The organism is Pseudomonas sp. PDM22, assembly GCF_014851965.1.
Taxonomy (GTDB): domain Bacteria; phylum Pseudomonadota; class Gammaproteobacteria; order Pseudomonadales; family Pseudomonadaceae; genus Pseudomonas.
Genome location: NZ_JACVAR010000001.1, coordinates 1020192 through 1046766, shown reverse-complemented (window position 1 = coordinate 1046766; position 26575 = coordinate 1020192). Strand labels below are relative to the sequence as shown.

The following is a 26575-nucleotide window of genomic DNA, read 5'->3' as shown; positions in this document are numbered from 1 at the left end:
GCCGCCCGAGGGCGGCCTTTTCTTTTTCAGCTACAGCAGGATCAGACCAGCAGGTCGCCCACGTGCAGCACCTTCATGGTGTTGGTGCCGCCCTGGGCGGTGTAGCTGTCGCCCTTGGTCAGGATCACCCAGTCACCCTTGGTCACCACGCCACGCTGCAGCAGCGCGTCGACGGCTTCCTGGCTGACACGTTCTGGCGGCAGGGCGGCCGGGTCGAACGGGATGGTCTCCACGCCACGGAACAGCGCCACGCGGGCCTGGGTTTCGCGGTGCGGGGAGTAGGCGAAGATCGGTACCGAGGAGCGGATGCGCGACATGATCAGCGGGGTGTAACCGCTTTCGGTCAGGCAGATGATCGCCTTGATGCCCGGGAAGTGGTTGGCGGTGTACATGGCCGCCAGGGCGATGCTCTCGTCGCAGCGCTCGAAGGTCTGGCCCAGGCGGTGGCTGGACTTCTTGGTGGTCGGGTGCTTCTCGGCGCCGGCGCAGATGCGCGCCATGGCCTTGACCGCTTCCACCGGGTATTCGCCAGCGGCGGATTCGGCCGAGAGCATCACGGCGTCGGTGTAGTCGAGCACGGCGTTGGCCACGTCGGAGACTTCCGCGCGGGTCGGCATCGGGTTCTGGATCATCGACTCCATCATCTGGGTCGCGGTGATCACCGCCTTGTTGTAGCGGCGCGCGTGCAGAATGATCTTCTTCTGGATGCCCACCAGCTCGGCGTCGCCGATTTCCACGCCGAGGTCACCACGGGCAACCATCACGGCGTCGCTGGCGCGGATCAGGCCGTCCAGGGCTTCGTCGTCGGCCACGGCTTCGGCGCGTTCGATCTTGGCCACCAGCCAGGCGGTGCCGCCGGCTTCGGTGAGCAGGCTGCGGGCGTATTCCATGTCCTTGGCGTCACGCGGGAAGGACACGGCGACGTAGTCCAGGTCCATGCTCGCGGCCAGCTTGATATCGGCCTTGTCCTTCTCGGTCAGGGCCGGCGCGGTGAGGCCGCCGCCACGGCGGTTGATGCCCTTGTGGTCGGACAGCGGGCCGCCGATCAGCACTTCGCAGACCAGTTCGTCCGCCTTCACTTCCTTGACCGCCATGACCACGCGGCCGTCGTCCAGCAGCAGTTCGTCACCGATGCCGCAGTCCTTGACCAGGTCCGGGTAGTCGATGCCCACGACCTGCTGGTTGCCTTCGGTACGCGGGTGGCTGGTGGAGAAGCGGAAGGTGTCGCCGACGGCCAGTTCGATGCGCTTGTTGGCAAACTTGGCGATACGGATCTTGGGACCCTGCAGGTCGCCCAGCAGCGCCACGAAGCGACCGTGCTTGGCGGCGATGTCGCGCACCAGCTGGGCGCGCGCGCGGTGTTCGTCGGGAGTGCCGTGGGAGAAGTTCAGACGGGCGACGTCGATCCCGGCGAGGATCAGCTGTTCCAGGACTTCGGGGGAATTGCTGGCTGGGCCGAGGGTGGCGACGATCTTGGTGCGGCGAAGGGACATGCGGGACTCCTAGGGGAAAGCAGCGGTCAGGCCGCCGCCGGAGCAGGTCCGGAGCGGCCAGGGCGCCATCTTACTCTCTTCAGGTGACTCTTTCAGGTAGCTCTCTCAGGTGCGGGGCCGGATCACCAGCAGATCACATTCGACTTCCTCGAAGACCCGCTCGGCGGTCTGGCCGATCAGCGCGTTGTCGAGCTGCCCACGGGCGACGGCGCCCATCAGCAGCAGGTCGATGGCGTGGTCCTTTACGTAGGCCGGGATCACTTCCTCGGCGAAGCCCTGGCCCAGCAACGTGCGCTGGCGATCGATCTGCGGGTAGTGCGCGAGCAGGGCGTCGAAGGCTTCGCGGTGGTGGGCTTCGGTGCGCAGCACGTAGTTATCGTAGTCGGCCAGCAGCTCGGCGTTGAACGCCAGGGTGCGGGGCACGGCCATGTAAGCGTGCAGGTAGTGGGCGTCGAGCTGCAGGCGCTGCTCCAGTTCGCGGGCTACCGTGATCAGCCGATGATCCAGCGTGGCCGGGGTATCGCCGGCGTGCAGCGGGTCGACGGCGGCGCACAGGTTCTTCCCCGACCATTCGCCGTGCTGCACCAGCCACAGCGGCTGCGGGCAATGGCGGATCAGCTGCCAGTCGTTGTTGGTGAGGAACAGGCGCTTGAGCAGGTTGTGGTGATGCGCGGACTTGAGTACCAGATCGGGCGTGGTCTGCTCGCAGTGGAGAACCACCTGGTGGTGCAGGGACTTGCCCCAGCGCACCTGGCAGTGCACGTCGAGACCTGCCTCGCGCAGTGGCGCGGCCAGTTGCTGCAACCAGGCCAGGCGTTCGTCCAGCAGGTTGCGCTGGGCGGCATCGAGGTCACCGCGGTCCAGCAACAGGGCGTTGTCCAGCGCCGGGTTGTACTCGCAGGCCAGCAGTTCCAGGCGTGCGCCGCAGCGCTGGGCGATCCAGCGGGCGCGGGTGAGGGCAGGCTGATCCGTGCGGGTCGGGTCGATGATGACGAGCAGGTGCTGCAGCTTCATGGCGGAGTCCTCGCTTGCTCTGCGCTTATTGCAGAGCAAGCGTAGACACTGCCGCCCGCCGCGCGTCTTGACGTGGCTCAGCGGTGCACGGGCTTTGCCGTCAGCTGCGGGGCGAGGTCTGGTTCAGCGCGCGGTCCAGATGCCGGGCGCCCTTGTCGGCCAGTTCGCCGCTGGGGAATTCGGCGAGCTGGCGGCGCAGGTAGACGATGGCCTTCTCGCGGTCCGGGTGCGGGTTGTCCGGCGCCATGTACATCAGTCCCAACTGGTACAGCGCCTTCTCGCGGATGTCCGCCGGGATGGCCGGATCATTGGCGCCCAGCAGGTAGAGTTGAGCGGCTTCGTCGACGCGGCCCTTGAGCACGGCACGGCGCGACAGCAGGGTCATGTCCGGGTCGAGGGTCGGCTTGTTCAGGTCGAGGTTGTACTGCGGCTGCCAGTCGGCCAGCAATTGCTTGGCGGTCTTCTGCACCGGGTCCTTGGCCCGCTGGCGGATGATCAGCTCGCGGGCATCGGCATGTTCGGCAGCCTTGGTGCCGGGGAATTCGTGATCGATGCGCTGGAAGTAATCCATGGCTTTCTGATCGTCGCGCTGGTCGTTGTAGCGGCTCATGTAGATCAGGCCGATCTGGTACAGCGCGATGGCGCGCACCTCGGGGCCGTAGCGGGTGTTGTCGTAGCCGGTGAGGTAGAGCTGCTCGGCTTCGCTGCTCTTGCCGTCGCGGATGGCCTGGGCGCTGTAGGTGAGGAGGTCGCCTTCCTCTTCCACGGCGGCGGTCATGCGCTTGTTCTTGAGCTGCTTGTATTCGGCCACTTCGCCGGTGGTGATCTGGGCAACGAACAACGGCGTGGTCGGGGCACAGGCGGCGAGCCAGGGCAGCAGCACGGCGAACGGGAGGGCAATTGAAATCGGGTGTGCGAAACGCATGGCAGATCCTTTGCGCTGAGGCGAAGTCCACGTGAGTCTAGTGGCGGGCTACAGTACGGCCAAGACGGGCCGATACACTTCCCAACGGAGGATATGCCCATGCGAACCCTTTTCCTCGCGCTGCTGGCGCTGAGTGTTACCGGCTGCACCAGCTGGTCGATGAACTATCACCTGAACAATGCCTACCGCGCGTACAAGAGTGGTGACTGCCAGCGCGTGCAGCTGGAACTGTCGGAGACCGAGCGCAAGGCGCGCGCGCGGCCGTGGATCCAGCCGGAAATCTCCATGCTGCGCGGCCAGTGCCTGGAGCGTGAGAAGTTCTACGTCGATGCGGCGCAGACCTACCAGTTCATCGTCGCCCGTTACCCCACCAGTGAGTATGCTTACCGGGCCAAGGCGCGACTGGAAACGCTGCGCTTGAATGGCCGTCTGCCCAACGATCTGCGCCTCGACACGCCCACGCCCTGACCGGCGGTCGCGGGCCGACTTGAGTGCAGCCCATAGCTGGCTAATCTCTTGAGTGCATCACGCAAGGAGGTACGAATGCGCGCCCTGTGGCTCTGCGCCTGGTGTTTCCCCCTGCTGGCTTCGGCGGATATCTACCGCTGGACCGACGCTCAGGGAAAGGTGCATTTCAGCGAAACCCCACCGCCAGGGGCGCAACGCGTCGAGGTCAAGCCGCAGGTCATCGAACGGGATGCGGCGACCCGCGAGCGGGAGGAACGCACCCGCCGTTTCTACGACGCGCGTCGAGATGAAAGCGCCGCCGCCCAGAACCAGGCGACGGAGCAGCAGGCCAAGCTGGACCAGCAGTGCGCGAGTTGGCGCCGTGACCTGGAGTCGCTCAGTCATGGCGGGCGGTACTTCACGCAGACCAGCAGTGGTGAACGGACTTACTACAGCGATGCACAGCTCGACGCCGCTCGTCAGGCGCTTAGCGCACGGCTGGCGGAAGGTTGTCGTTAGGACTGGCCCTGCCTGGGCGGCATCGTCATACTGGACGATATTTCATAGCGAAACGCCATTATGCGTCATCAACGACATATCGAGCGCCATCAGCTGCCCTACTACCTGAAGGTGTTCAACAGCATCACCGACAAACCGATGGGTTACCTGGGCAACGTGTCGCTGGATGGGCTGCTCCTGATCAGCCAGCTGCCGATGCTGGTGGGTGGCCGCTTCGAGATGCGCCTGAAGATCCCCGGACATGACGGCAAGCTGCAGCTGATCGAATTCGCCGCTACCTGCCAGTGGTGTCGCGAGGACGTCAATCCGGGCAACTACGATTCGGGCTTCAGCCTGACGGCGCCGCCGATGGAGTACGTCGAGCTGGTCGACGCGCTGCGCCGTTATTTCAGTTTTCGCCGGCAGGTGGAGTCGGTCTGAAGCGCAGGACGCGCTGACCGATCTGCACGGTGTGGGACGCCACGGAGTCGGCGTCCGGTTGTGGCGCACGGTTACAGCGCGCCAGCCTTCTTCCAGCCTAGATAACGGCTGATCAGTTCCGGCCCCAGCTGGCTTGGCCGCGTGTCGAGTACCGGCACGCCATGGGCCGCCAGCTTCTCGTGCAGCCCCGCGCGGGCGTTCAGGTAATCCACCGCGCCGCAGTAGCCCAGGGCTTGCTCGAAACTCTCCACCGGCGCCTGGCGCAGGCGGTCCAGTACTTCCTCGCGCAGGCTCGCGACCAGCACGCGGTGCTGGCGCCCGAGGCGTTTCACCGCGGCCACCAGTTCCTCGTCATCCTCGTCGCGCAGGTTGGTCACTATCACCACCAGCGCGCGCCGGCGCTGGCGCGTGAGTACGGCCTGCACGGCGGCGGGGAAGTCCGCTGGGCGCTGGCTGCTGCGCAGGTCGTAGACGCTGTTGAGCAGGGCGGTGAGCTGGGCGCTGCCCTTGGCCGGTGGCAGATGGCGCGGCTGGTCGCCGGCAAAGGTCATCAGGCCCACCGCGTCGCCCTGGCGTAGCGCGACGTAGGCCAGCAGCAGGCTGGCGTTGAGCGAATGGTCGAAGTGCGAAAGGTCGCCGTCGTGGCTGCGCATGCGCCGGCCACAGTCGAGCAGGAAGAGAATCTGCTGGTCGCGTTCGTCCTGGAACTCGCGGGCGATGGGCGTGCGTTTGCGCGCGGTGGCCTTCCAGTCGATCTGCCGCAGGGTGTCGCCATCGCGGAATTCGCGCAGCTGGTGGAAATCCAGGCCCAGCCCGCGGCGCTGTCCGGCGCGAACTCCGATGCGGTTGAGCCAGTGGTCCACGGCCATCAGCTCGGCGCCGTAGAGGCGGGCAAAGTCCGGGTAGACGCGGGTTTCGTCGTGCTGTTCCAGGTAGCGCCGGCCCTTCCACAGACGCAGCGGGCTGGACAGTTCGATCTCGCAGCGCTGGAAGACGAAATGCCCACGGGACAGCGGACGCACGCGGTAACCCAGTTCGGTCTGTTCGCCGGGGTGCAGCTCCACGGTCTGCGGCAGGTATTCGAAGTCCATGCCGGCGGGCAGGTGGTCGAACACCGTGATGCGTTGTGGCTGTGCGTAGCGATGATGAAATTGCAGGCGTACCTCGCTCCAGCGGCCCAGCGGCAGGTTGCCGCTCAGCTGGCGGCGCAGCTCGGGCGATGGCGTGCGGCGTAGCCAGAGGGCATCGGCCAGCGCCAGCAGGGCCAGCGCGCAGAGCGCACCCCACCAAAGACGACCGAGCAGCGCCGAGCCCGAGTCCAGAGCCTCGGCCGCGCCCAGGGCGACCGCGATCGCCAGCAGGACGCCGAGCAACGCGAGGAGCGCGCGCGATGGCTTCATACGCGCGGCGCCGGTACCTGGTCGAGCAGCTGTTGCAGCACCTGGTCGACCGACAGGCCTTCGATCTCCAGTTCCGGCGACAGGCGCACGCGATGGCGCAGCACGGCCAGGGCACTGCCCTTGACGTCGTCCGGAATCACGAAATCGCCGCTGCGCAGCAGGGCGCGGGCACGGGCGCAACGGACCAGGGCGATGGATGCGCGCGGCCCGGCGCCCAGCGCCAGGCCCGGCCAGTTGCGGGTGGTACGGGCGATGCGCACGGCGTAGTCGAGCACCTGGTCGTCGATGGGCAGGTCGGCGGCGATCTTCTGCAGGGCCAGCACGTCCTTGTCCTTGAGCAGGGCGCGCATCGGTGCCACGTCGAGCATGTCGCTGCGCGCGGAACGGGTGACCTGGCGCACCAGGGTCTGCTCCTCGGCTTCCAGCGGATAGTCGATGCGCAGCTTGAGCATGAAGCGGTCGAGCTCGGCTTCCGGCAGCGGGTAGGTGCCTTCCTGCTCGATGGGGTTCTGCGTCGCCAGCACCATGAACGGCTGCGGCACGGCCAGGGCGCGGCCCTCGAGGGTGACCTGGCGTTCCTGCATCACTTCCAGCAGCGCGGCCTGGGTCTTGGCCGGGGCGCGGTTGATCTCGTCCGCCAGCAGCAGGTGGGTAAACACCGGGCCCTTGCGCAGCTTGAACTGCTCGGTGGCCAGGTCGTACACGGCGTGGCCGGTGACGTCGCTGGGCATCAGGTCGGGAGTGAACTGGATGCGCGCGAAGCCGCCGTCGAAGCAGCGGGCGAGGGCGCGCACCAGCAGGGTCTTGCCCAGGCCGGGGACGCCTTCGATGAGCACGTGGCCACCGGCGAGCAGGGCGGTGAGTACGTCGTCGATCACCTCCTGCTGGCCGATCAGGGCCTTCTGCAGTTCGTGGCGCAGCGCCTGGGCCAGCTGGCTGGCGCGCTGGCGCTGGGCGCCCGGGTTGGGGGCGGTGCCGGCGGTGGTGCCGGGCTGTTCGGGCGTCTGTTCGCTCATAGGGCATTCCTGAGGCTTTGCAGGTGCGCGACCTGGCGGGTGAATTCGGCGACGGCCATGCGCTTTGGCGGATAGGGGCGCATGGCCTGGCTGATGGCGCTGACCGACATGCGCGTCATGCGGCCCAGAGCTTGCCATTGTTCGGCGACCGGCAGGCGGTCGACGCCGGGCTGGCGCTGCCGCGCCCGGCGCATCACGTCACGTTGCAGGCCCTGCAGCAGGGCGAGCTGGCCACGCTGGCGGAGGATGAAATCGGCGCCGGCGCGCAGGTGTTCTTCCAGTTGCCGGCGGCTGCGATCCGGGTTGGGCTGCAGCGGGCCCTGACGCAGGCCGTTGCGCCAGAGCACCAGGACCAGCAGCAGGACGGCGGCCAGCAGTGCCTGCGGGAAGTAGCGCATCAGCAGGGTCATCAGGCTGGTGCCGTCGGCGCGGTAGACCAGCGTGACGGCGCTGTCCTGGGTCAGGTACCAGAGCAGCCAGGCGTTGTCGTAGGCGTCGAGTTCGCCGTTCTGCCAGATCCAGTTGTCGGTGAGCACGGTGATCAGCCCCTGGCCCTGCTGCAGTTGCAGCAGGTGGGTGGAGTCGGCGCTGTTGGCCCAGGCGTAGGCGAGGTTCTTCGAGTCGAACAGGTGGTAGTCGGTGTCGAAGTCGAAGTAGGCCGGGGCCTTCTCGTTCTCCAGGTAGAGCTTGGTCAGGTTCGGGTAAGGGTCCGTTTCCGTCGCCTCGTTGTCGTGGGCGCTGGAGGCCTGGTCCGGATGTTCTTCTTCCACTTCCGGCTTGGCGGCTTCGTCCTGCTTCTGGCTTTCGGACGCCTCTGCGGACTTCTCGTCGGTCGGAGCGGATTTCTCCTCCTCCTTGTCCTTCAGGTCGGAGGTGAGGAATTGTTGCACGCCCAGCTGATCCAGCAGCGCGTCGCCGCTCTTGCCTTCATCTTCGTCCCACAGGCTTTCGGCGGTGACGATGAGGTGGCCGCCGCGATTGGCCCAGTCGAGCAGCCGCGCGTTCTGCGTCGGCGTGACGTTCTCGCGGGTGCCCAGCAGGATCAGGGTCTGGCCTTTGCTCGGCAACTGGTCCAGAACTTCCATGCCGCGCGCGGTGGTGACGTGGATGCCGCGACCGCGCAGGTACATTTCGGCGGCGAGATAGGGGTTGGCGCGGGCCTCGGGAGAGGCGCCGTGCTCGATGGTCTCGGTGTAGGGCTCGAGGTTGCGGTACAGGTAGTAGCCGATGCCGCCGAGCACGAGCAGGACGAGCAGCACCAGCAGGGCGAGGTTGCCGCGCTTCATGCCCGCACCTCGCTGCCGAACAGGTGGCGCCATTCGCCGCACAGCTGCTGCTTGAGTTCAGCCTGTGGTGCGCGGTGACCGTAGGCGAGCGCCTGCCACTGCTGGGTCAAGCTGCGGGCAAAGTTGTCCAGCGGCGGGTCGTTGAGGTCAGCCACGCGGACCAGGACTTCGCCTTCGGTGGTCGACTCGCGCAGCGGCACGCGGAAGTCGTGCAGCAGGCGGCTGAGCAGCGCGCGGTAGAGCAGGCCGAGCGCGGCGCGGGGCTGTTCGTCCCACAGGCGTTCGGCTTCGCTGGCGACGTCGCTGGGCAGGGTTTCCGGCGCGAGGTCCAGCCCGAACAGCACGCTGGGCGCTTCGCGGCGCGGCTTCTGCGGCAGGCCGATGCGCCCGACGAACAGCCGCAGCCATTCGCGGTAGCGCCAGATGACCAGGGCGACGACGGTGAACAGAATGCCCCAGAGCAGCACTTCGATGCCTTGCGCGGCGAACTTGAAGGCCTTCCAGTTACCCAGCGCCTCGAAGAAGCTCTTCAGCCGCTTGGCCTCGTCCGGATCGGTGGGCTTCGGGTCTTTCTTGTCTTCGTGCAGGCGCCAGCTGGTGATCTTCTCGTTGTTCTTGAAGGGCGGCGCGGTGAGGATCTTTTCCGCAGCGCCGCGCGAATCTTCGCTGTTGAGTTTCTGCTGGGTCAGCCGCGCACCCTGCGGGCCGTCGGGATTCTGGTCGGGCAGCGGGCAACTCTGGCTGGCCTTGCTGCCGGTCTCCGAACCGGCAGCCAGCGCGTCGTGGGCCGGCAGCAGGGCGAAGGCGCCGGCGACGACCAGCAGCAGGGCGTAGGCGCTGCCGATCAGGCGCTGGCGCAGACGGCGGAACACCAGTTCGATGTCCCAGGCCTCCAGCTCGGTGCGGCGATTGAGGTAGAGGGTGAAGCCGCAGGCGACGTACACCGGTTCCCAGACGATCAGCAGCAGCGCGTAGATCAGGTTGCTGACATGTTCCAGCCACGCCCAGTCGCCTTGCGCCACGCTGATCAGCGACTGCCATTTCCAGTCGTCCACCCACTGCTGCGGCAGCATCAGGTACATCAGTGCGGAAAGGCCCAGCCACAGCGCCAGTTCGAAATGCATGCCGACAATGGTCAGCCAGGTGGCGCCGCCGGCATTGCGCTGGCCGAGCACGACCAGACGCTGGCTGCGCGCCTGGCCCTTGAGGCCTTCGAGTTGCAGCACCGGCAGGTCGAAGCTGCGCGTCGGGCTCAGCCGGCGCCAGAGCAGGCTGGGCAGCAGTTGCGACTTGAGCAGGCCGGGGAAGGCCCGCAGCGCTTCCTTGAGCGTCGGCGTATCGCCGAACAGCGAGCGCGACAGGATGTACAACGGCAGGCGCTCGAAGGCGGGCTTGAGCCACCAGAAGATCAGCACTGCCCAGCTGGAGTAGTTCCACAGCAGCACGGAAAGCAGCACGAACACCGGCAGGGTGACGATCGCCCAGCTGGCCATCAGCAGGCCAGCGTGACGGCGCGCCAGCAGGATGCCGAGGTCCAGCGCCTCCCAGGCGCTGCGCGGACGGATGGCGACGCTGGCGTCAGTCAGGCGCATGGCGACCCCGTCCGGCCAGGAGGAAATAGCTGCCCACCAGCAGCCACAGGCAAGCGCCGACGATGTACTTCACGGTCGCCGAGAAGTGCGTGACGGAGGACCAGTAGCCCTCGACGAACGCGGCGATCAGCAACATCAGGATCACTCCGCCGATCAGTTGCACGGCGCGGGCGGCGGCCTGGCGCAAGGCTTCAAGGCGGCTCAGGCGGCCGGGAGACAGCAGCGCCCAGCCTAGCTTGAGGCCGGCGGCACCGGCGAAGGTGATCGCAGTCAGTTCGAAGGCTCCGTGGCCGATGACGAAGGACCAGAAGGTCTCGATGTAGCCGATCTGGGTCAGGTGGCCGGCTACCGTGCCGATCACCACGCCGTTGAACAGCAGGAAGAACAGGGTGCCGACGCAGAAGAGCAGGCCACTGGCGAAGGTCTGAAAGGCGATGCCGATGTTGTTCATGATGTAGTGGCCGAACATCTTCCAGTCATCGCCGGCGTCGCGCGTGCTCATCGGCCCAAGGCGCGTGGTGTCCGGCGAGTACATCGACTCCATCTCGGACACCCGCTCCGGTGCCATGACGCTGTAGACCAGGTCGGGGAAGTGATAGACCAGCACACCCATCAGCAACAGGCTGCCGTAGAACAGCAGGCTGGCGATGGCGATGCTCCGCCATTCTTCACGCACCAGACGAGGGAAGCCGGCGACCAGGAAGCCGAGGATGCGTGCGCCCAGGTGGCTGCGGTGGCGGTAGAACTGCTGGTGCCCGCGCATGGCGAGCTGCTGCAACTGGTCGATCAGGTGGCTGCTGTAGCCGCGCTCCTGGGCGAGAGCGAGCTGCTGGCAGATGCGTCGGTAGTCGGTGGCGAATTCCTCGGGCTTCTCGCTCGATTCCTGGCGCTTGCCGGTTTCCAGTTGCTCAAGGCGCTTGGCGAAGCGCTTCCAGCTGCCCTGGTGGCGTTGTTCGAAGAAGGCCTGCTTCATGGGTGGCCCGTCCCGTTGCCCAGCAGGCCGCTGGCAATGCGGTTCAGGCGTGCTTCCGCCTGCTCGGGCGCAATGCCCAGCGGTTGCGCGAGGATGGCGGCCAGCTCTTCGCGGCGCGCCGCCGAAAGCTGTGTGCCACGTTCGGCGAAGCTCATCAGGGCGCGTTGCTCTTCCAGGTTCAGGGGCCAGGGTGCAAGTTCGGGCGTGGTCTGCGGCACCTGCGGGCGGCTCGGCGGCGGATCACGGTAGATCACCAGGGTGCCGGCGGCGAGGTCGCCCAGGCGCTTGAATGCGGAGTTGGACAGGCAGCTGAGCAGCCCGAGCGTGTAGGCGAACGGCAGGATGTCGGCGAAGCGCAGCAGATTGCGCAGCAGCGAGGCGGACCAGCCGATCGGTGTGCCGTCGTCATGCACTACGCGCAGGCCCATCATCTGTTTGCCGGGCGAGCGGCCCTGGTTCAGCACTTCGAAGAGCACCATGTACCACCAGGTCATGATGAAGGTGAGGATCAGTCCCAGCCCGGTGCCCAGTTCGCCGAGGAAGGCCAGTAGCATGAACAGCGCGACCATCAGCAGGACGCGGATGCCCAGGTCGATCAGGTAGGCGAGGGCGCGGGGGACGACACCGGCGGGACGCAGCAGCAGGTCGATGCCTTCCGGGGTCTCCACGTGGTAGCGGGTATCCAGGACGGGCGCGTGGGGAGACGCGTTGGAGGAAGGGGCTGCTGGGCTCAAGGGAAACCGCTGTCGATGATGTAGGTGCCAGATGCTAGCCAGCGCGGTGCGGCGAGGCAACCGCGCTGGCAGGCTCAGGCCGATTTGATCACTTGGCCGGCGGCAGTACGCCGAAGATGGTGCGGTAGAGCACGCCGATGGCGACGATCAGCCACGGCAGCACCCAGATCAGCGCGATGCCGAGGGTCAGGGTGCTGAGCATGAACAGCAGGCCGAACACCAGCAGCAGGCCGAAGACCTTGAACCAGTGCTGGGTAATGGCCTTGCGCGAGACTTCCATCGCCGCCCAGGGCGACAGGCCGCGCTCGACCACCAGCGGGATGGCGAGCATGTAGGCGATGCTCAGGTAGATACCCGGCAGCACGAAGAGGAAGTAGCCGATGAAGATCATGATGGTGCTCAGCAGCACGCAGACCACCACCTGGAAGGTGCGGCCGAAGTGGCTGAAGACTTCGTTGAAGCGCAGCGGCTGATCGGCCGCGCGACGGATGCCGAGCATGTTCACGCCGGCCAGCAGCGGGTAGCAGACGGCGGTGGCGATGAAACTCAGGACGATGGAGCCGATGAAGAACGCGACCAGCGCGCCGACCGCCATGCCGCCGGCGGCTTCGCTGTCGCCGAGCAGGCCCATGCCGGCGATCCCGGCAACGCCGACCACGGTGAGGAACAGGCTGAGCACGTTGACCAGGGCGAAGATCGCCGCATAGAAGACCACGAAGCCGCCGATGATCAGGCCCTTGGCGCCCTTGGTGCGGCGCCAGGATTCGCCCAGCAGGTCGCCAATGCCGAAGTTGTAGCCGCGGGTCAGGGCCTCGACGATGGAGGGTACCGCGCCCTGGGCGGCGCCGGGTTCGAGGTTGCTCAGCGGAGCGCTGTAGGGATTTTGTGCAGCGATGTCTTGCATGAGGAAAGTCCTTTCCAGTGGGTGTGTCCTTGCGACGCCCATCATAAAGGCGGGGGCTGGCTAGGTGCCAGTCAGGCGTTTTGGAAGTGTGGTCGGCCGCACTGTTAGACTGCGACGCACTCGCTTGCAGGCAAGGAAAAACGATGAACGCCAGCATCTTCTGGTACGACTACGAAACCACCGGTATCGACCCGCGCCGCGACCGCCCGTTGCAGGTGGCTGGCATCCGCACGGACGAGGACCTCAACGAGATTGGCGAATCGCTGAACCTCTATTGCCGGCCCAGCGACGACATCCTCCCGCACCCGGCCGCCTGCCTGGTCACCGGCATCACGCCGGATCGGCTGGAAGAGCGCGGTCTGGGCGAGGCCGAATTCATTACCCGCCTGCACGCCGAGCTGGCGCAGCCGGGTACCTGCGTGGCGGGCTACAACAGCCTGCGCTTCGACGATGAGGTGACGCGCTACAGCCTGTACCGCAACTTCTTCGATCCTTACGCCCGTGAGTGGCAGGGCGGCAACAGCCGTTGGGACCTGATCGACATGGTGCGGACCGCCTACGCCCTGCGCCCCGAAGGCATCGTCTGGCCAGAGCAGGACGGCGTCGTCAGCCTCAAGCTGGAGCGCCTCACCGCGGCCAACGGCATCGATCACGGGCAGGCGCACGACGCGCTGTCCGACGTGCGCGCCACCATCGCCCTGGCGCGGCTGGTGCGTGACCGCCAGCCCAAGCTCTACGACTATCTCTATCGCCTGCGCGGCAAGCAGGGCGTGCTGGACCAGGTGCGCGTACTGCAGCCGATGGTGCATATCTCCGGCATGTTCTCCGGGGCGCGGCATTACCTGTCCGTGGTGCTGCCGCTGGGCTGGCATCCGCGCAACCGCAACGCATTGATCGTCTGCGACCTGGCTGCCGATGTTTCGCCCTTGCTGGAGCTGGATGCGGAAACCCTGCGCAAGCGCCTCTACACGCGTCGTGACGAGCTGGCCGAGGGCGAACTGCCGGTGCCGCTGAAGCTGCTGCACATCAACAAATGCCCGGTGGTGGCGCCGCTGTCCGTATTGCGCCCGCAGGATCGTGAGCGCATCGGCCTGGACCTCGAGGCTTGTCTCGCGGCGGGGCGGACGCTGACGGATGCGAAGGCAATCTGGCAGGACAAACTCGCGCCCTTGTATGCCGAGGAAAGTTTCGCCGGCAGTGAAGATCCCGAGCAGCAGTTGTATGACGGATTTATCGGCGACCGTGATCGCCGATTGTGCGAGCAGGTGCGCCAGGCCGACCCTGCGCGGTTGGCGAAAGAACAATGGCCGTTCGATGATGCGCGACTTCCCGAACTGCTCTTCCGTTATCGCGCGCGCAATTTCCCGGAAACTTTGAGTGCCACGGAACAGCAACAATGGCAGGACTTCTGCCGTGCACGCCTGAGTCAGGCCGAGTGGGGCGCGCCGAATACTCTGGATAACTTTGCCGCGGCGATGAGCGAGCAACTGGTCAATGCCACGCCGGCTGGCCGTCTGGTGCTGCAAGAGTGGGACAAGTATGCGCAGGTGCTGCGCGCGCGCTATAGCCTGTAGCGCCGCGCACTTTTCTGCGGGTAATAAAAAACGCCAGCGCAAGGCTGGCGTTTTTCATGTCGGAAAGGCTTAGCCCAGCAGTGTGGCCCAGCCTTCTACGGCCTCGGCGCCCCACTTGGCTTTCCATTCCTTGAGGGTCTTGTGGTTGCCGCCCTTGGTTTCGATCACTTCACCGTTGTGCGGGTTCTTGTACTGCTTGACCTTGCGAGCACGCTTGCTCACGGTGGCTTTTGCGGCACGCGGCGATTTGCTCAGCTTCGCGTCCGGATCGAGCAGGGCAATGACATCACGCAGGGACTTGCCGTAGCTGGCCATGAGCGCGCGAAGTTTCTCTTCGAACTCAAGCTCTTTCTTCAGCTTGTCGTCCTGCTCCAGGGATTTCAGGCGCTCCTGAAGTTCCTTGATGGCTTCTTCGGTAGCGCGGTACTCGTTGATTAGCGACATGTTGGGTACCTTGTTCTGGGTCCAGCGGTGGCGGAAAGTTTGTAGCAGACATAATAGTCAGCGAAGTTGTTCAAGTAAATGCTTGGGAAAAGTTTTGTCGGTAATTGTCGACTTGTTTAACTAGTTCATTCGCCGGTAATTAATCGCAGCACTCGCAATGCATCGAACTGGCTCTCGTCGGCGCATCGTGGCAATGGCTGATCTTTTCCCCTCGAGCCGCTAGAATGGCGGCCTTCGCGATGTATCTGGAGTACACCCATGCGCACTTTCCGACTGGTGATCGCCTGCCCCGACGGGGTCGGCATCGTCGCCAAGGTGAGTAATTTCCTGGCCACTTACAACGGCTGGATCACCGAGGCCAGTCACCATTCCGACAACGACAACGGCTGGTTCTTCATGCGGCATGAGATTCGTGCCGACTCCCTGCCGTTCGATATCGACGGTTTCCGCCAGGCCTTCGCCCCGATTGCCCGCGAGTTCTCCATGGAGTGGCGCATCACCGACTCCTCGGTGAAGAAACGCGTCGTGCTGATGGCCAGCCGCGAATCGCACTGCCTGGCCGACCTGCTGCACCGCTGGCACAGCGGCGAGCTGGATTGCGAGATTCCCTGCGTGATCGCCAACCACGATGACCTGCGCAGCATGGTGGAGTGGCACGGCATTCCGTACTTCCACGTCCCGGTGGACCCGAAGAACAAGCAGCCGGCCTTCGAACAGGTGTCGCGCCTGATCGACGAGCACCAGGCCGACAACGTGGTGCTGGCGCGCTACATGCAGATCCTGCCGCCGGACCTGTGCCAGAAGTACCGCCACCAGGTGATCAACATCCACCACAGCTTCCTGCCGTCTTTCGTTGGTGCCAAGCCGTACCACCAGGCGTCGCTGCGTGGCGTGAAGCTGATCGGTGCGACCTGCCACTACGTGACCGAGGAACTGGACGCCGGCCCGATCATCGAGCAGGACGTGGTGCGCATCAGCCACCGCGACAACATCGAAGACCTGGTGCGCCTGGGCAAGGACGTGGAGAAGCTGGTGCTGGCCCGCGGCCTGCGCTACCACCTCGAAGACCGCGTGCTGGTGCACGACAACAAGACCGTGGTATTCGACTGATCCACCCGGTTTCGTTCTAGACTGGGTACTCCGCACGCTCCCGCCGTCGCCTGACGGCGGGCGCTGCGCTCAACGGAGATGGTCAGCATGAGTGACCCGAAGAACCCAGGCACCGCCACCCCGCCGCCCACCCTGGGCGAAGGCTGTACCAGCCGCTACGATCCCGAAGCCTTGAGCGACGAGGACGGCACCGAGTTTCCCGGCGCCGCTGAACTCTGGGATTCACTCAAACCCAAGGCACCGTCCGAAGACGACAAGCCTTCCGGCGACTGATCCTCAGGCGCTTTCCCGCAGCCCCATCAGCTTGCGCAACAACGGCCGGCCCGCCATCAGGGCGAATACCGGTGCGCCCATCACCAGGTAGAAGTAGTAGGTCACCACGCGCCAGATCAGGATGGCCGCGGCCGCCGTGGATTTGCCCACCAGCGGGGCGAGCAGTGCGGCGCTGGTCAGCTCCGTGCCTCCTGCGCCACCCGGCAGCAGCGTGGCGAGACCCGCGGCCAGCGACAGCAGCTGGATCAGGAAGGCCCAGGCCCAGTGCAGGTCCACGCCCAGCGCCTTGAGGGTGATGTAGAGCACCGAGAAGCGCAGCACCCAGTGGCAGCAGGTGAAGAAGAAGATCAGCAGCAGCCGGCGCTTGGGCTGGCGCAGGCAGCTCACCAGGGTGTCGCGGAAGTGCAGGCATTTGCGCGCCCAGTGCAGGCGTGTGCGCGGTTTCATCCCCAGGCGTTCGAACAGCCGGCCGTTGGCCCTGATCACCCGGCGCTGGAAGCGCGCGAGCAGTACCACGCCGAAGAAGATCCCGCCCAGCAGCACACCGCTGGTGATCAGCGACGTCTCCAGGTTCGGACTGACGCTGTGCGACAGTGCCCACACCAGCACCGCCGCGAGTGCGCAGAGGAAGAACAGCAGGTCGCTCAACTGGTCCACGGCGAAGATCGCGCTGCTGTGCGCCGGGCGCATGCCGTGGCGGGCGAGCAGGGCCATCAGGGTGAGCGGGCCGCCGGTGCCGCCGGGGGTGGCGTAGAAGGCGAACTCCGAGGCCATGATGATGCCCACCGAGCGCACCTTGCCGATCTCGCCGGCGCGGCCATTGAGCAGCACCCGCAGCTTCTGCGCGTTGATCAGCCAGCACAGGCAGATCATGCCGAACATGATCAGCAACTGGTCGAGGGGGAAGGCCAGGACATGCTCGAGCATCTCCCGGCCGCCGATGGCGAGGGGGATCAGCGAGGCGCCGATCAGGCCGAGCAGCAGCCACGCGGCACGGCTCACGGGCGCACCTGCGACGGGGAAAACGGGACGAGCGAGGCGAAGCGGATGGGCAGTGCCTCCTGTCGGAATCGAACTGTCATGCTGAATGGACCGTGTTCGGCATGTGGCGTTCGCCCAACTTTACGTGGGCTTCGGCGCCGCCTTCCGGCGGCGCCGCTGCCTCACTCGGCGGGCTTGTCAGCGGAGGAGTCGCCGGCGCCTTGTTCCAGCGCCTTGTTCTCCCAGCCTTCTTCGCCGGGCAGGATCAGGTTGAGCAAAATGGCGACGATCGCGCACAGGGCGATGCCCTTCAGGCCGAAGTCGTCCGGGCCGGTGCCGGTGCCGATCAGCACGCCGCCGATGCCGAACACCAGGGTGACCGAGACGATGCACAGGTTGCGCGCCTGGGACAGGTCCACCTTGTGGCGGATCAGGGTGTTCATGCCCACCGAGGCGATGGTGCCGAACAGCAGGCAGAGGATGCCGCCCATCACCGGGACCGGGATGCTCTGCAGGATGGCGCCGAACTTGCCGACGAAGGCCAGGCTGATGGCGAACACCGCCGCCCAGGTCATGATCTTTGGGTTGTAGTTCTTGGTCAGCATCACCGCGCCGGTGACTTCGGCATAGGTGGTGTTTGGCGGGCCGCCGAACAGGCCGGCGGCGGAGGTGGCGATGCCGTCGCCCAGCAGGGTGCGGTGCAGGCCTGGGGTCTTCAGGTAGTTCTTGCCGGTCACGCCGCCCACCGCGATGACGCCGCCGATGTGCTCGATGGCCGGGGCCAGCGCCACCGGAACGATGAACAGGATGGCCTGCCAGTTGAATTCCGGCGCAGTGAACTTCGGCAGCTCCAGCCAGGGCGCAGCGACGATCTTCGCCACGTCGACCACGCCGAAGGCGAAGGACAGGCCGTAGCCCACCAGCACGCCGGCGATGATCGGTACCAGGCGCAGCATGCCCTTGCCGAACACGGCGACGATCAGGGTGGTCAGCAGCGCCGGCATGGAGATGAACATGGCGGTCTTGTAGGGGATCAGCTCGGTGCCGTCACCGGACTTGCCCATCGCCATGTTGGCGGCGATCGGCGCCATGGCCAGGCCGATGGAGATGATCACCGGGCCGATGACCACCGGCGGCAGCAGGCGGTCGATGAAGCCGGTGCCCTTGACCTTCACCGCCAGGCCCAGGAAGGTGTAGACGAAGCCCGCCGCCACCACGCCGCCCATGGTCGCCGCCAGGCCGAACTGGCCCTTGGCGAGGATGATCGGGGTGATGAAGGCGAAGCTCGAGGCCAGGAACACCGGCACCTGGCGGCCGGTGACGATCTGGAACATCAGGGTGCCGAAGCCGGCGGTGAACAGCGCGACGTTCGGGTCCAGGCCGGTGATCAGCGGCATCAGTACCAGCGCGCCGAAGGCCACGAAGAGCATCTGTGCGCCAGAAATGATCTGGCGCCACAGCGGTTCGTTGAATTCATCGGCCATCTATCAGGTTTCCTTCTGCTTGGTGCCGAAGATCTTGTCACCGGCGTCGCCCAGGCCCGGCATGATGTACCCGTTCTCGTTCAGGCACTGGTCGATGGAAGCGGTCAGGATGAGCACGTCCGGATGCGCATCGTTGACTGCCTTGATCCCTTCGGGAGCGGCCACCAGCACCATGGCGCGGATGTCCTTGCTGCCGGCTTTCTTGAGCAGGTCGATGGTGGCGACCATCGAGCCGCCGGTGGCCAGCATCGGGTCGATGATCAGCGAGCGGCGCTCAGCGATGTCCGGCGCGAGCTTTTCCAGGTAGGTGTGCGCTTCGAGGGTTTCCTCATTGCGCGCCACGCCCACGGCGCTGACCTTGGCACCCGGAATCAGGCTGAGCACGCCGTCGAGCATGCCGATGCCAGCGCGCAGGATCGGCACCACGGTGATCTTCTTGCCGGCGATCTTCTCGACCTGTACCGGGCCGGCCCAGCCTTCGATCTCGTAGTTTTCCAGGGGCAGGTCCTTGGTCGCCTCGTAGGTCAGCAGGGCGCCCACTTCCTGGGCCAGCTCGCGGAAATTCTTGGTACTGATATCGTGACGGCGCATCAGTCCGATCTTGTGGCGGATCAGGGGATGGCGGATCTCGAGGACGGGCATGGACGGGTTCTCCGGACGGGCTGGCAAAAAAATTGCGGTAGCGTAATGCATCCTAGCTACCTTGGGCCACGATTGTCGGCGACATTCGTCCGCTGACCCTTGCTCCGTGGCACGCCGATAGGTACCTTTGCGCACTTTTTCACGGGAGAACCCCCATGTCCGTCGATCTCGCGCACATCCGCCAAGTCATGGCCGAAGCCGACTGCCTGTACACCAACGCCGAGGTAGAGGCCGCCATCGCCCGTGTGGCCGAGGCCATCAACGGCTCGCTGGCCGACACCAACCCGGTGGTGTTCTGCGTGATGAACGGTGGCCTGATCTTCTCCGGCAAGCTGCTTCCGCTGCTGAATTTCCCGCTGGAAGCCTCCTACCTGCATGCGACCCGTTACCGCAACGAGACCACCGGCGGCGAGCTGTTCTGGAAGGCCAAGCCGGAAATCTCCTTCATCGACCGCGAAGTGCTGATCATCGACGACATCCTCGACGAAGGGCACACCCTCTCGGCGATCATGGACTTCTGCAAGCATGCCGGCGCCAAGCGCGTGCACACCGCCGTGCTGATCGACAAGGACCACGACCGCAAGGCCCGTCCGGACCTGAAGGCCGACTACGTGGGCCTGTCCTGCATCGACCGTTACATCTTCGGCTACGGCATGGACTACAAGGGTTACTGGCGCAACGCCGCCGGCATCTTCGCCGTCAAAGGCCTCTGACGATGGGCGGGCCGCGTTTTCTCGACAGTGCGCTGTTCGACGAGGTCGCGGCCCGTGCCGCCGCCAGCCCCCGGCGCCGGCAGAACCACAACTTCCATGAGCAGACCGAGCCCTGCCATCGCCTGCTCAATGCGCTGCAACCCGACAGCTACATCCCGCCGCATTGCCACCGTCACCCGGACAAGGCCGAAAGCCTGCTGGTCGTGAAAGGCGCGCTGGGCCTGCTGATCTTTTCCGATAACGGCGAGTTGCTGACCACCCGCGTGCTGCGTGCCGGTGGCGACTGCGTCGGTGTGGACCTGCCGCCGGGCACCTTCCACGCCATCGTGGCGCTGGAGCCGGACAGCATCATGTTCGAAGCCAAGGCCGGCCCCTTCGTGCCGCTGGGCGAGGACGAGCGCGGGCAATGGGCACCGCGCGAGGGTGGGGCGGGCGCTGCCGAGTACCTGGACTGGATGCGTTCGCAGTTCCCAGCCTGATTCGAGAGCGCGCCCGATGGGCGCGATTCGCGGGAATGGCCCGCGCCTACACATCGAATCCTGTCGATGCATGCATGGGCTGACTCGCATTTTTGGCGATGCATGGCACACCTATCCTGCGACCCTCACCAGACAACCGTCCGAGGTTCGCATGTCCCGTCTCCTTTATATCGATGGCCAATGGCAGCCCGCCGACAGCGGTGCCGTCCTGCGCCCGATCGCTCCCGCTACCCGTGAAGCGCTGCCGGAAGTCGCCTGCGCCGCTGTGTCCGACGTGGAGCGCGCCGTCGCTGCCGCCAAGCGCGCCTTCACTGACTGGAAGCTGACCAGCGCCGCCCAGCGCGCGGGCTACCTGCGCGCCTTCGCCGAACAGCTCGAAGCCCGCAGCGAAGCGCTGATCGCCCTGCAGATGCAGGCCAGCGGCAAGCCGCGCCTGGAAGCGGAAATCGATATCGGCGACGCCATCGCCACCTTCGCCTACTACGCCGAACTGGCCGACCAGCTGGACGCCCGACAGAACGCCGAAGTGGCCCTGCCGGACGCCGGCTACCGCTCGCAGACCCGCTTCGAGCCCATCGGCGTGGTCGGCCTGATCGTGCCGTGGAACTTCCCCTTGGTGACCAGCGCCTGGAAAGTCGCGCCGGCCCTGGCAGCGGGCTGCACCGTGGTGCTCAAGCCCTCGGAGATCACTCCGCTGATCGAACTGGTGCTGGGCGAGATCGCCGACGCCATCGGCCTGCCGGCCGGCGTGCTGAACCTGGTGCCGGGCCTGGCCGATGCCGGCGCAGCGCTGTGCAGCCATCCGGGCATCGCCAAGCTGTCCTTCACCGGCAGCAACGTCGTCGGCCGCAAGGTCATGGAAGCCGCCGCCGCGCGCACCCTGCCGGTGGGCCTGGAGCTGGGCGGCAAGTCGCCGATCCTGGTGTTCGAGGACTGCGACCTGGACGAGGCCGTGCAGTGGATCATCGCCGGCGTCTACTGGAACGCCGGGCAGATGTGCTCCGCCACCTCGCGCCTGCTGGTGCAGGAATCCATCGCCGAGCCGCTGCTGGCGAAGCTGAAGGTCGCGGTGGAAGGCCTGCGTGTCGGTGACTCGCTGCTCGGCGAGACCGACATGGGCCCGATGACCAGCCAAGCGCAGTACCGCAAGGTGCTCGACTACTTCGCGGTGGCTCGCGACGAAGGCCTGGCTTGCCTGACCGGCGGCGAAGCAGCCGAGGGCTGGTTCATCCAGCCGACCGTGTACACCGACGTACCGGCTGACAGCCGCCTGTGGCGCGAGGAAATCTTCGGCCCGGTGCTGTGCGTGCGCACCTTCAGTGATGAAGCGGACGCCCTGGGGCAGGCCAACGACAGCGATTTCGCCCTGGCCGCCACCGTGTGCAGCGCCGATCTCGAGCGCGCCCAGCGCGTCGCCGAGCATCTGGAGGCTGGCAACGTCTGGCTGAACTCGCCGCAAGTGGTATTCCCGCAGACTTCCTGGGGCGGCGGCAAGCGCAGCGGCATCGGCCGCGAGCTGGGGCCGTGGGGCCTGTCGGCGTTCTTCGACATCAAGCACATCACCGCGCCGCGCTGATCGGCGTCACCCCGTGCTCCAGGCGCAGGTCCTCGACCAGTGCCTGGAGCGCTTCGTTGTGCCCCGGCTCGTCACGCACCACCAGGCTGTGGGTGATGCCATAGCCGAGGCGGTCTGGCAGTAGCGCGCGCATCTCGCCCTGTTCCACCCAGCGCTCGGCGTAGTGCGTGGGCAGGTAGCCCAGATGCGTGCCGGCGCGTACGGCGTGGAGTACCGCCTCCATGTGCTGAGCGAAGGCCGTGCTGCGTTGCGGGTCGGCGGGCAACTGTACGTCGGCCACCGCATAGCCGTGCTGGATCCAGTCGCAGCTTTCCAGCTCTGCGGCGTCCTTCACTGACTTGTCGAACAACGGATGCTCGCGCCCGCAGAACACGGCTACCCGCTCGTGGTACAGCGGCTCGTAGCGCAGGTTCGGCAGGCGCCGGCTGAAGCAGGCGATGGCCAGATGCAGGCGGCCGTTGAGCACCAGACGCTCCAGTTCGCTGGAGGATTCGATGAGGAAATGCAGGCGCACGTCCTGATCGCGGCGGTTGAAGCGCGTCAGCGTCTGGTGGATGCGTGCCTCGGGCAGGGTGGCGATGTTGTCGGCCAGGCCCAGGTGCAGCTCGCCGACCAGGCGTCCGGCGAGGGACTGCACCTGATCGCGGAAGTCGCCCAGCGCGGCGAACAGGCTCTGCGCATAGTCCAGTACCCGCTCGCCTTTCTCGGTCAGGCGGAAGCCGCTCTTGCCGCGTTCGCACAGGCGATAGCCCAGGCGCGTCTCCAGGCTGGCGATGTGCGTGCTGATGGTCGACTGGCCCATGCCCAGTTCGCCCTGCGCGGCGGAGAACCCGCCGCAGCGCACCACGCAGGCGAAGATGCGCAGCAGGCGCAGGTCGAGGTCGGAGACGTTGTGCAGCATCGCGGATGGGCCTGTGTCGATGTGAGATATGCCTGACTTCGAAGGTTATCAATGTATCGGCAGGCTTGCCATGTGCGCCTGTCGTGGCGCTTCGGGCGCATGCTAGAGTGCTCGGCCCTGTCCCGCGGAGGTGATGATGTCCGTTCGCATGCCGGGCGCCGTGCTGGCGCTGTTGTTCTGCCTTCCTCTCGGCTTTGCTGCCACCACTGTTGCCGCGCCAATGCACAGCCAGTTCCTGCCGCCGGATGACGCCAACCTGCGCCAGGGCGAGCCGGAGCAGCAGCAACTGCTGCAGGTCACCGAATACAGCGTGGTGCTGGGCAACCAGCGCCAGTCCAACCAGCAGCCGATCCCGATCACCACGCCGTCGCTGCTGCGCCTCAAGGGCAAGCCGCTGAACAAGGGCGCGCAGATCAGCCAGGTGGTCATCAGCTTCGACGCCGAGGGCAAGAGCCTGAAGAAGCCGGCCTACGACGAGAAGACCCGCGTGCTCAGCCTGTACTACCCGCAGGCGGCTTATCCACAGCTGCTCGACCTGTTGCGCAACGGCACCGTCTACGTGCAGTTCCTCACCTACGGCAACGGCCATATCTGGGCCGACCTACATACCGGCGCGGTGCGTGCGCGTTGAGCCGCGCACGGCGCAGGGTTAAACTGCCCGACCCGTGGTGCCCGGCCTGAGCCGTTGCCGGCCGCGATCCCCGAGACAGCCGTAGAGAGAAGCGAGCGATGCGTAAAGACAAGAAGCAGGTGATTGGCGAAGAGATCAACGACGACGCCATCAAGCTGTTCCTCGACGTGGAACCGGCCGACGACACCCCGGCGTCCCTGCACAAGCTGGTCAAGGCCTACCGTGGCCTGCGCATCGACGACTTCGAGCGCTTCGTCGGCTTCTTCGTCGAAGCCGGTTACGACCTGTCCGCCAAGGACGCCCAGGGCCAGGACTTCATCGCCCTGATCCAGGACCAGCGCCAGGCCGAGCCGTACATCGAAGTGATCAAGGCCGCTCGCGGCTGATCGCTGCGAACCGCTGAAAAGCCCGCCTTGTGCGGGCTTTTTTATGCGCGAGTTCAGCGGGAAAACTCGAAGTAGGATGGCGTGGAGCGTAGCGATACCCATCACTTCCGAGCTGCGGACCGCATGGGTATCGCTGCGCTCCACCCATCCTACGAACAGACTCGCCGGACATCTCCGCGAATCCCCGCCTAGACTTTCCCTCAGAACGATAACGACAAGGCGAGGACGAAGCCGTGCAAGTACAGCCCTATCTGTTTTTCCATGGTCGCGCCGATGAGGCCATTGCCTTCTACCAACGCGCGGTGGGCGCCCAGCTCGGAGGCCTGATGCGCTTCGAGGAGGCGCCGGGACCGTCGCCGGTGCCCGATGGCTGGCTGGACAAGGTGATGCACGCCAGCCTGCAGATCGGCGAGACGGAAGTCTTCCTGTCCGATGGTCGCGGCGAGCACAACGCGGCTTTCAATGGCTTTTCCCTGCACCTGACGCTGCGCAGCGTGGTGGCGGCGGAGCAGGCATTCGCCGCCCTGGCGGAGGAGGGGCGGGTGGAGATGCCGCTGGAGAAGACCTTCTGGGCGCAGCGCTTCGGCATGCTCACCGACCGGTTCGGTGTCGGCTGGATGGTCAGCTGCCGCTGAACCGCGCTGACCACGGACACGAAAAAGCCCGCCGGATGGCGGGCTTTTTCATGAGTGCGGCACTCAGGACGCGGCGACGATCTGCAGACGGTCGGCGGTCATCTGGTTGACTTCGCGGTACACCGCGGCGTCGGTTTCCAGCTGCTTCTCGCGGGCCGGGAAGATTTCCTTGAGCTTCGCGGTCCACTCGGCCGACTTGTAGCGCTCGGGGAAGCAGCGCTCCAGCAGGCCCAGCATGATCGAGACGGTGACCGATGCACCCGGCGAGGCGCCGAGGAGGGCGGCGATGCTGCCGTCCTGGGCCGCCACCAGTTCGGTACCGAACTGCAGGATGCCGCCTTTCTTCGGGTCCTTCTTGATGATCTGCACGCGCTGGCCAGCGGTTTCGAGGCGCCAGTCGGCCGGGTTCAGTTCCGGGTAGAACTTGCGCAGGGCTTCGATACGCTGGTCCATGGACTGCATGACTTCCTTCACCAGGTAGCGGGTGAGGTCCATGTTGTCGCGGGCCACGGCGAGCATCGGCAGCAGGTTGCTGGTGCGCACCGAGAGCGGCAGGTCGAGGAACGAACCGTGGCGCAGGAACTTGGTGGAGAAGCCGGCGTACGGGCCGAACAGCAGGGAGGTCTTGCCCTCGACCACGCGGGTGTCCAGGTGCGGCACGGACATCGGCGGGGCGCCCACTTCAGCCTGGCTGTAGACCTTGGCCTGGTGGTGCTTGACCACTTCCGGGTTGTCACAACGCAGCCACTGGCCGCTCACCGGGAAGCCGCCGAAGCCTTTGCTTTCCGGGATGCCGGACATCTGCAGCAGCGGCAGCGCGCCGCCGCCGGCGCCGAGGAAGACGAACTTCGCCTTGACCTTGCGGGCATCGCCGGTCTGGGTGTTCTTGATGTCCACCAGCCAGCCGTCGCCGGAGCGCTCGAGACCCACGACCTTCTGGAAGTAGCGGACTTCGCTGCCTTCGCGGCTGGAGAGGTAGCTCAGCAGCTGGTTGGTCAGGGCGCCGAAGTTGACGTCGGTGCCGCTTTCCACGCGGGTCATCGCGACCTGCTCGTCGGCCGGGCGGCCGGGAATGGTCAGCGGGGCCCAGTCGGCGATCTTGGCGCGGTCCTCGGTGTATTCCATCGAGGAGAAGGCATGGTGCTGGGCAAGCATCTCATGGCGCTTCTTCAGGAACGGAATGTCCTTGCCACGCACGAAGCTCATGTGCGGAACGGGGTTGATGAAGTTGCGCGGTGCGCCGAAGGCGTCCTTCCCGGTCAGGTAGGCCCAGAACTGCTTGGACACCTCGAACTGGGCGTTGATGTTCACCGCCTTCTTGATGTCGATCGAGCCGTCAGCCGCCTGCGGGGTGTAGTTCAGCTCGCAGAGGCCGGCGTGACCGGTACCGGCGTTGTTCCACGGGTTGGAACTCTCGATGGCTCCGGATTCCTGCAGTTCGACGATCTCGAGCTTGACGCCCGGATCGACTTCCTTGAGCAGGACAGCCAGGGTTGCGCTCATGATGCCGGCGCCGACCAGCAGCACGTCCATCGATTCGATTTCGTTCTGCGCCATTAACGCGTCTCCAAAACTATCAGCAGCCAGTTGTGACAGGGGCCTTGCGCTCGTTGCGCGAAAGCCGCATGTCCGAATTCTTCTCAGGTCGCAAAGGACCTTTCGCGGAATGTCTCGGGCCGGGATCGGAGGAGGGGAAATGCGCACCTTCTCGGCAATCCACGGACAGACGAATTCATCCGCAAGTGCATCCGAAAGTGGCGCTTATGCGCGGCTTCCGGTGCCGAAAAAGCGATTCAGTGCTGCGGGGTCAGACGTCAATGGTGCTACCAACGCAAAACTCTTCATTGCTCGCCACACTCTCGTGAAGTAGTGAAAAACCTTCGATCACGCTCTTTTGGAGGCGTGAAGCTCAAAGGGGATCGTCGTCGCGGGCCGGTCCGGTCTCCGTGCGGAGGGGGCGGCTGCATCCTTGCCAAGTTCTGCGCAACGAACGTACAAAGCGCGACGGCCAGTGACCGAGGCG

28 protein-coding genes are annotated in these 26575 nt (G+C 65.8%); 12 read left to right on the top strand and 16 right to left on the bottom strand.

What is annotated here, in order from left to right:
* Positions 1–41 precede the first annotated feature (41 nt).
* The 3 genes from pyk to IB255_RS05065 form a co-directional block, all read right to left on the bottom strand.
* Positions 42–1493, bottom strand: coding sequence for a pyruvate kinase (gene pyk / locus IB255_RS05075; RefSeq protein WP_081516323.1), 1452 nt, complete (start codon positions 1491–1493; stop codon positions 42–44).
* Positions 1494–1598: 105 nt separating this feature from the next.
* Positions 1599–2507, bottom strand: coding sequence for a universal stress protein (locus tag IB255_RS05070; RefSeq protein WP_081516322.1), 909 nt, complete (start codon positions 2505–2507; stop codon positions 1599–1601).
* 100 nt (positions 2508–2607) lie between these two features.
* Positions 2608–3432, bottom strand: a complete 825-nt coding sequence (locus IB255_RS05065) for a tetratricopeptide repeat protein (RefSeq protein WP_081516321.1) — start codon at positions 3430–3432, stop codon at positions 2608–2610.
* 99 nt (positions 3433–3531) lie between these two features.
* Between IB255_RS05065 and IB255_RS05060 the strand changes: the two genes are divergently transcribed.
* From IB255_RS05060 to IB255_RS05050, 3 genes are all read left to right on the top strand, one after another.
* On the top strand, positions 3532–3900 hold the full coding sequence (locus IB255_RS05060) for a lipoprotein (RefSeq protein ID WP_045211033.1): 369 nt from the start codon (positions 3532–3534) through the stop codon (positions 3898–3900).
* A 75-nt stretch (positions 3901–3975) separates the two neighbouring features.
* The gene (locus IB255_RS05055) at positions 3976–4398 is read left to right on the top strand and encodes a DUF4124 domain-containing protein (protein ID WP_081516320.1); all 423 of its coding nucleotides are present in this window, start codon (positions 3976–3978) and stop codon (positions 4396–4398) included.
* Positions 4399–4458: 60 nt separating this feature from the next.
* The gene (locus IB255_RS05050; RefSeq protein WP_081516319.1) at positions 4459–4818 is read left to right on the top strand and encodes a PilZ domain-containing protein; all 360 of its coding nucleotides are present in this window, start codon (positions 4459–4461) and stop codon (positions 4816–4818) included.
* A 71-nt stretch (positions 4819–4889) separates the two neighbouring features.
* Here IB255_RS05050 and IB255_RS05045 read toward each other — a convergent pair whose 3' ends face one another.
* From IB255_RS05045 to IB255_RS05015, 7 genes are all read right to left on the bottom strand, one after another.
* Positions 4890–6218 (bottom strand): DUF58 domain-containing protein, encoded by a 1329-nt coding sequence (locus tag IB255_RS05045; RefSeq protein ID WP_081516318.1) that lies wholly within the window; start codon positions 6216–6218, stop codon positions 4890–4892.
* Positions 6215–7234 (bottom strand): AAA family ATPase, encoded by a 1020-nt coding sequence (locus IB255_RS05040; RefSeq protein ID WP_081516317.1) that lies wholly within the window; start codon positions 7232–7234, stop codon positions 6215–6217. Before IB255_RS05040 ends, IB255_RS05045 begins: the two co-directional genes overlap by 4 nt.
* Positions 7231–8520, bottom strand: a complete 1290-nt coding sequence (locus IB255_RS05035) for a DUF4350 domain-containing protein (RefSeq protein WP_081516316.1) — start codon at positions 8518–8520, stop codon at positions 7231–7233. The genes IB255_RS05040 and IB255_RS05035 overlap by 4 nt, the downstream gene beginning before the upstream one ends.
* Positions 8517–10112, bottom strand: coding sequence for a DUF4129 domain-containing protein (locus IB255_RS05030; RefSeq protein WP_081516315.1), 1596 nt, complete (start codon positions 10110–10112; stop codon positions 8517–8519). The genes IB255_RS05035 and IB255_RS05030 overlap by 4 nt, the downstream gene beginning before the upstream one ends.
* The gene (locus tag IB255_RS05025) at positions 10099–11085 is read right to left on the bottom strand and encodes a stage II sporulation protein M (RefSeq protein ID WP_081516314.1); all 987 of its coding nucleotides are present in this window, start codon (positions 11083–11085) and stop codon (positions 10099–10101) included. Before IB255_RS05025 ends, IB255_RS05030 begins: the two co-directional genes overlap by 14 nt.
* Positions 11082–11819, bottom strand: coding sequence for an RDD family protein (locus IB255_RS05020; RefSeq protein WP_081516313.1), 738 nt, complete (start codon positions 11817–11819; stop codon positions 11082–11084). The genes IB255_RS05025 and IB255_RS05020 overlap by 4 nt, the downstream gene beginning before the upstream one ends.
* Before the next feature lie 88 nt (positions 11820–11907).
* On the bottom strand, positions 11908–12723 hold the full coding sequence (locus tag IB255_RS05015; RefSeq protein WP_151188262.1) for a hypothetical protein: 816 nt from the start codon (positions 12721–12723) through the stop codon (positions 11908–11910).
* A 143-nt stretch (positions 12724–12866) separates the two neighbouring features.
* Between IB255_RS05015 and sbcB the strand changes: the two genes are divergently transcribed.
* Positions 12867–14297: an exodeoxyribonuclease I gene (sbcB, locus tag IB255_RS05010; protein ID WP_081516311.1), complete on the top strand. Its 1431-nt coding sequence runs from the start codon at positions 12867–12869 to the stop codon at positions 14295–14297.
* Positions 14298–14366: 69 nt separating this feature from the next.
* On the opposite strand, the gene mvaT is transcribed toward sbcB, so the two are convergent.
* The gene (gene mvaT / locus IB255_RS05005) at positions 14367–14741 is read right to left on the bottom strand and encodes a histone-like nucleoid-structuring protein MvaT (RefSeq protein ID WP_045211008.1); all 375 of its coding nucleotides are present in this window, start codon (positions 14739–14741) and stop codon (positions 14367–14369) included.
* Positions 14742–14999: 258 nt separating this feature from the next.
* Between mvaT and purU the strand changes: the two genes are divergently transcribed.
* Positions 15000–15851, top strand: a complete 852-nt coding sequence (purU, locus tag IB255_RS05000; protein WP_017519713.1) for a formyltetrahydrofolate deformylase — start codon at positions 15000–15002, stop codon at positions 15849–15851.
* 87 nt (positions 15852–15938) lie between these two features.
* On the top strand, positions 15939–16124 hold the full coding sequence (locus IB255_RS04995; protein WP_081516310.1) for a hypothetical protein: 186 nt from the start codon (positions 15939–15941) through the stop codon (positions 16122–16124).
* 3 nt (positions 16125–16127) lie between these two features.
* Here IB255_RS04995 and IB255_RS04990 read toward each other — a convergent pair whose 3' ends face one another.
* The 3 genes from IB255_RS04990 to upp all read right to left on the bottom strand — a co-directional run bounded on the left by IB255_RS04990 (position 16128) and on the right by upp (position 19231).
* Positions 16128–17126 (bottom strand): lysylphosphatidylglycerol synthase transmembrane domain-containing protein, encoded by a 999-nt coding sequence (locus IB255_RS04990; RefSeq protein WP_081516309.1) that lies wholly within the window; start codon positions 17124–17126, stop codon positions 16128–16130.
* A 161-nt stretch (positions 17127–17287) separates the two neighbouring features.
* Positions 17288–18589: a uracil-xanthine permease family protein gene (locus tag IB255_RS04985; protein ID WP_081516308.1), complete on the bottom strand. Its 1302-nt coding sequence runs from the start codon at positions 18587–18589 to the stop codon at positions 17288–17290.
* 3 nt (positions 18590–18592) lie between these two features.
* Positions 18593–19231, bottom strand: a complete 639-nt coding sequence (gene upp, locus IB255_RS04980) for a uracil phosphoribosyltransferase (protein WP_081516307.1) — start codon at positions 19229–19231, stop codon at positions 18593–18595.
* Between the two features lie 155 nt (positions 19232–19386).
* Between upp and IB255_RS04975 the strand changes: the two genes are divergently transcribed.
* From IB255_RS04975 to IB255_RS04965, 3 genes are all read left to right on the top strand, one after another.
* Complete coding sequence (locus tag IB255_RS04975) at positions 19387–19944, top strand: hypoxanthine-guanine phosphoribosyltransferase (RefSeq protein WP_017519718.1); 558 nt, start codon at positions 19387–19389, stop codon at positions 19942–19944.
* 2 nt (positions 19945–19946) lie between these two features.
* The gene (locus IB255_RS04970) at positions 19947–20423 is read left to right on the top strand and encodes a WbuC family cupin fold metalloprotein (RefSeq protein WP_081516306.1); all 477 of its coding nucleotides are present in this window, start codon (positions 19947–19949) and stop codon (positions 20421–20423) included.
* 151 nt (positions 20424–20574) lie between these two features.
* Positions 20575–21999 carry an aldehyde dehydrogenase family protein gene (locus IB255_RS04965; protein ID WP_192209839.1) on the top strand — a complete coding sequence of 475 codons (1425 nt, stop codon included), beginning with the start codon at positions 20575–20577 and terminating at the stop codon, positions 21997–21999.
* On the opposite strand, the gene IB255_RS04960 is transcribed toward IB255_RS04965, so the two are convergent.
* Positions 21983–22900, bottom strand: a complete 918-nt coding sequence (locus IB255_RS04960; protein ID WP_081516304.1) for a LysR family transcriptional regulator — start codon at positions 22898–22900, stop codon at positions 21983–21985. The genes IB255_RS04965 and IB255_RS04960 overlap by 17 nt on opposite strands.
* Positions 22901–23120: 220 nt before the next feature.
* Between IB255_RS04960 and IB255_RS04955 the strand changes: the two genes are divergently transcribed.
* The 3 genes from IB255_RS04955 (at position 23121) to IB255_RS04945 (ending at position 24552) form a co-directional block, all read left to right on the top strand.
* Positions 23121–23531, top strand: a complete 411-nt coding sequence (locus IB255_RS04955; protein ID WP_412548109.1) for a hypothetical protein — start codon at positions 23121–23123, stop codon at positions 23529–23531.
* Between the two features lie 98 nt (positions 23532–23629).
* The gene (locus IB255_RS04950) at positions 23630–23917 is read left to right on the top strand and encodes a PA4642 family protein (protein ID WP_017519723.1); all 288 of its coding nucleotides are present in this window, start codon (positions 23630–23632) and stop codon (positions 23915–23917) included.
* Positions 23918–24150: 233 nt separating this feature from the next.
* Complete coding sequence (locus tag IB255_RS04945) at positions 24151–24552, top strand: VOC family protein (protein WP_081516302.1); 402 nt, start codon at positions 24151–24153, stop codon at positions 24550–24552.
* 63 nt (positions 24553–24615) lie between these two features.
* Here IB255_RS04945 and mqo read toward each other — a convergent pair whose 3' ends face one another.
* Entirely contained in the window at positions 24616–26109 is a 1494-nt protein-coding gene (gene mqo, locus IB255_RS04940) for a malate dehydrogenase (quinone) (protein ID WP_151188254.1), read from the bottom strand.
* Between the last annotated feature and the right edge of the window lie 466 nt (positions 26110–26575).

What these genes read in the sequence shown, in the direction of transcription:
- pyk (WP_081516323.1), bottom strand. Translation starts at nt 1,493, where the DNA reads ATGTCCCTTCGCCGCACCAAGATCGTCGCCACCCTCGGCCCAGCCAGC.
- IB255_RS05070 (WP_081516322.1), bottom strand. Translation starts at nt 2,507, where the DNA reads ATGAAGCTGCAGCACCTGCTCGTCATCATCGACCCGACCCGCACGGAT.
- IB255_RS05065 (WP_081516321.1), bottom strand. Translation starts at nt 3,432, where the DNA reads ATGCGTTTCGCACACCCGATTTCAATTGCCCTCCCGTTCGCCGTGCTG.
- IB255_RS05060 (WP_045211033.1), top strand. Translation starts at nt 3,532, where the DNA reads ATGCGAACCCTTTTCCTCGCGCTGCTGGCGCTGAGTGTTACCGGCTGC.
- IB255_RS05055 (WP_081516320.1), top strand. Translation starts at nt 3,976, where the DNA reads ATGCGCGCCCTGTGGCTCTGCGCCTGGTGTTTCCCCCTGCTGGCTTCG.
- IB255_RS05050 (WP_081516319.1), top strand. Translation starts at nt 4,459, where the DNA reads ATGCGTCATCAACGACATATCGAGCGCCATCAGCTGCCCTACTACCTG.
- IB255_RS05045 (WP_081516318.1), bottom strand. Translation starts at nt 6,218, where the DNA reads ATGAAGCCATCGCGCGCGCTCCTCGCGTTGCTCGGCGTCCTGCTGGCG.
- IB255_RS05040 (WP_081516317.1), bottom strand. Translation starts at nt 7,234, where the DNA reads ATGAGCGAACAGACGCCCGAACAGCCCGGCACCACCGCCGGCACCGCC.
- IB255_RS05035 (WP_081516316.1), bottom strand. Translation starts at nt 8,520, where the DNA reads ATGAAGCGCGGCAACCTCGCCCTGCTGGTGCTGCTCGTCCTGCTCGTG.
- IB255_RS05030 (WP_081516315.1), bottom strand. Translation starts at nt 10,112, where the DNA reads ATGCGCCTGACTGACGCCAGCGTCGCCATCCGTCCGCGCAGCGCCTGG.
- IB255_RS05025 (WP_081516314.1), bottom strand. Translation starts at nt 11,085, where the DNA reads ATGAAGCAGGCCTTCTTCGAACAACGCCACCAGGGCAGCTGGAAGCGC.
- IB255_RS05015 (WP_151188262.1), bottom strand. Translation starts at nt 12,723, where the DNA reads ATGCAAGACATCGCTGCACAAAATCCCTACAGCGCTCCGCTGAGCAAC.
- sbcB (WP_081516311.1), top strand. Translation starts at nt 12,867, where the DNA reads ATGAACGCCAGCATCTTCTGGTACGACTACGAAACCACCGGTATCGAC.
- mvaT (WP_045211008.1), bottom strand. Translation starts at nt 14,741, where the DNA reads ATGTCGCTAATCAACGAGTACCGCGCTACCGAAGAAGCCATCAAGGAA.
- purU (WP_017519713.1), top strand. Translation starts at nt 15,000, where the DNA reads ATGCGCACTTTCCGACTGGTGATCGCCTGCCCCGACGGGGTCGGCATC.
- IB255_RS04995 (WP_081516310.1), top strand. Translation starts at nt 15,939, where the DNA reads ATGAGTGACCCGAAGAACCCAGGCACCGCCACCCCGCCGCCCACCCTG.
- IB255_RS04985 (WP_081516308.1), bottom strand. Translation starts at nt 18,589, where the DNA reads ATGGCCGATGAATTCAACGAACCGCTGTGGCGCCAGATCATTTCTGGC.
- upp (WP_081516307.1), bottom strand. Translation starts at nt 19,231, where the DNA reads ATGCCCGTCCTCGAGATCCGCCATCCCCTGATCCGCCACAAGATCGGA.
- IB255_RS04975 (WP_017519718.1), top strand. Translation starts at nt 19,387, where the DNA reads ATGTCCGTCGATCTCGCGCACATCCGCCAAGTCATGGCCGAAGCCGAC.
- IB255_RS04970 (WP_081516306.1), top strand. Translation starts at nt 19,947, where the DNA reads ATGGGCGGGCCGCGTTTTCTCGACAGTGCGCTGTTCGACGAGGTCGCG.
- IB255_RS04965 (WP_192209839.1), top strand. Translation starts at nt 20,575, where the DNA reads ATGTCCCGTCTCCTTTATATCGATGGCCAATGGCAGCCCGCCGACAGC.
- IB255_RS04960 (WP_081516304.1), bottom strand. Translation starts at nt 22,900, where the DNA reads ATGCTGCACAACGTCTCCGACCTCGACCTGCGCCTGCTGCGCATCTTC.
- IB255_RS04955 (WP_412548109.1), top strand. Translation starts at nt 23,121, where the DNA reads ATGCACAGCCAGTTCCTGCCGCCGGATGACGCCAACCTGCGCCAGGGC.
- IB255_RS04950 (WP_017519723.1), top strand. Translation starts at nt 23,630, where the DNA reads ATGCGTAAAGACAAGAAGCAGGTGATTGGCGAAGAGATCAACGACGAC.
- mqo (WP_151188254.1), bottom strand. Translation starts at nt 26,109, where the DNA reads ATGGCGCAGAACGAAATCGAATCGATGGACGTGCTGCTGGTCGGCGCC.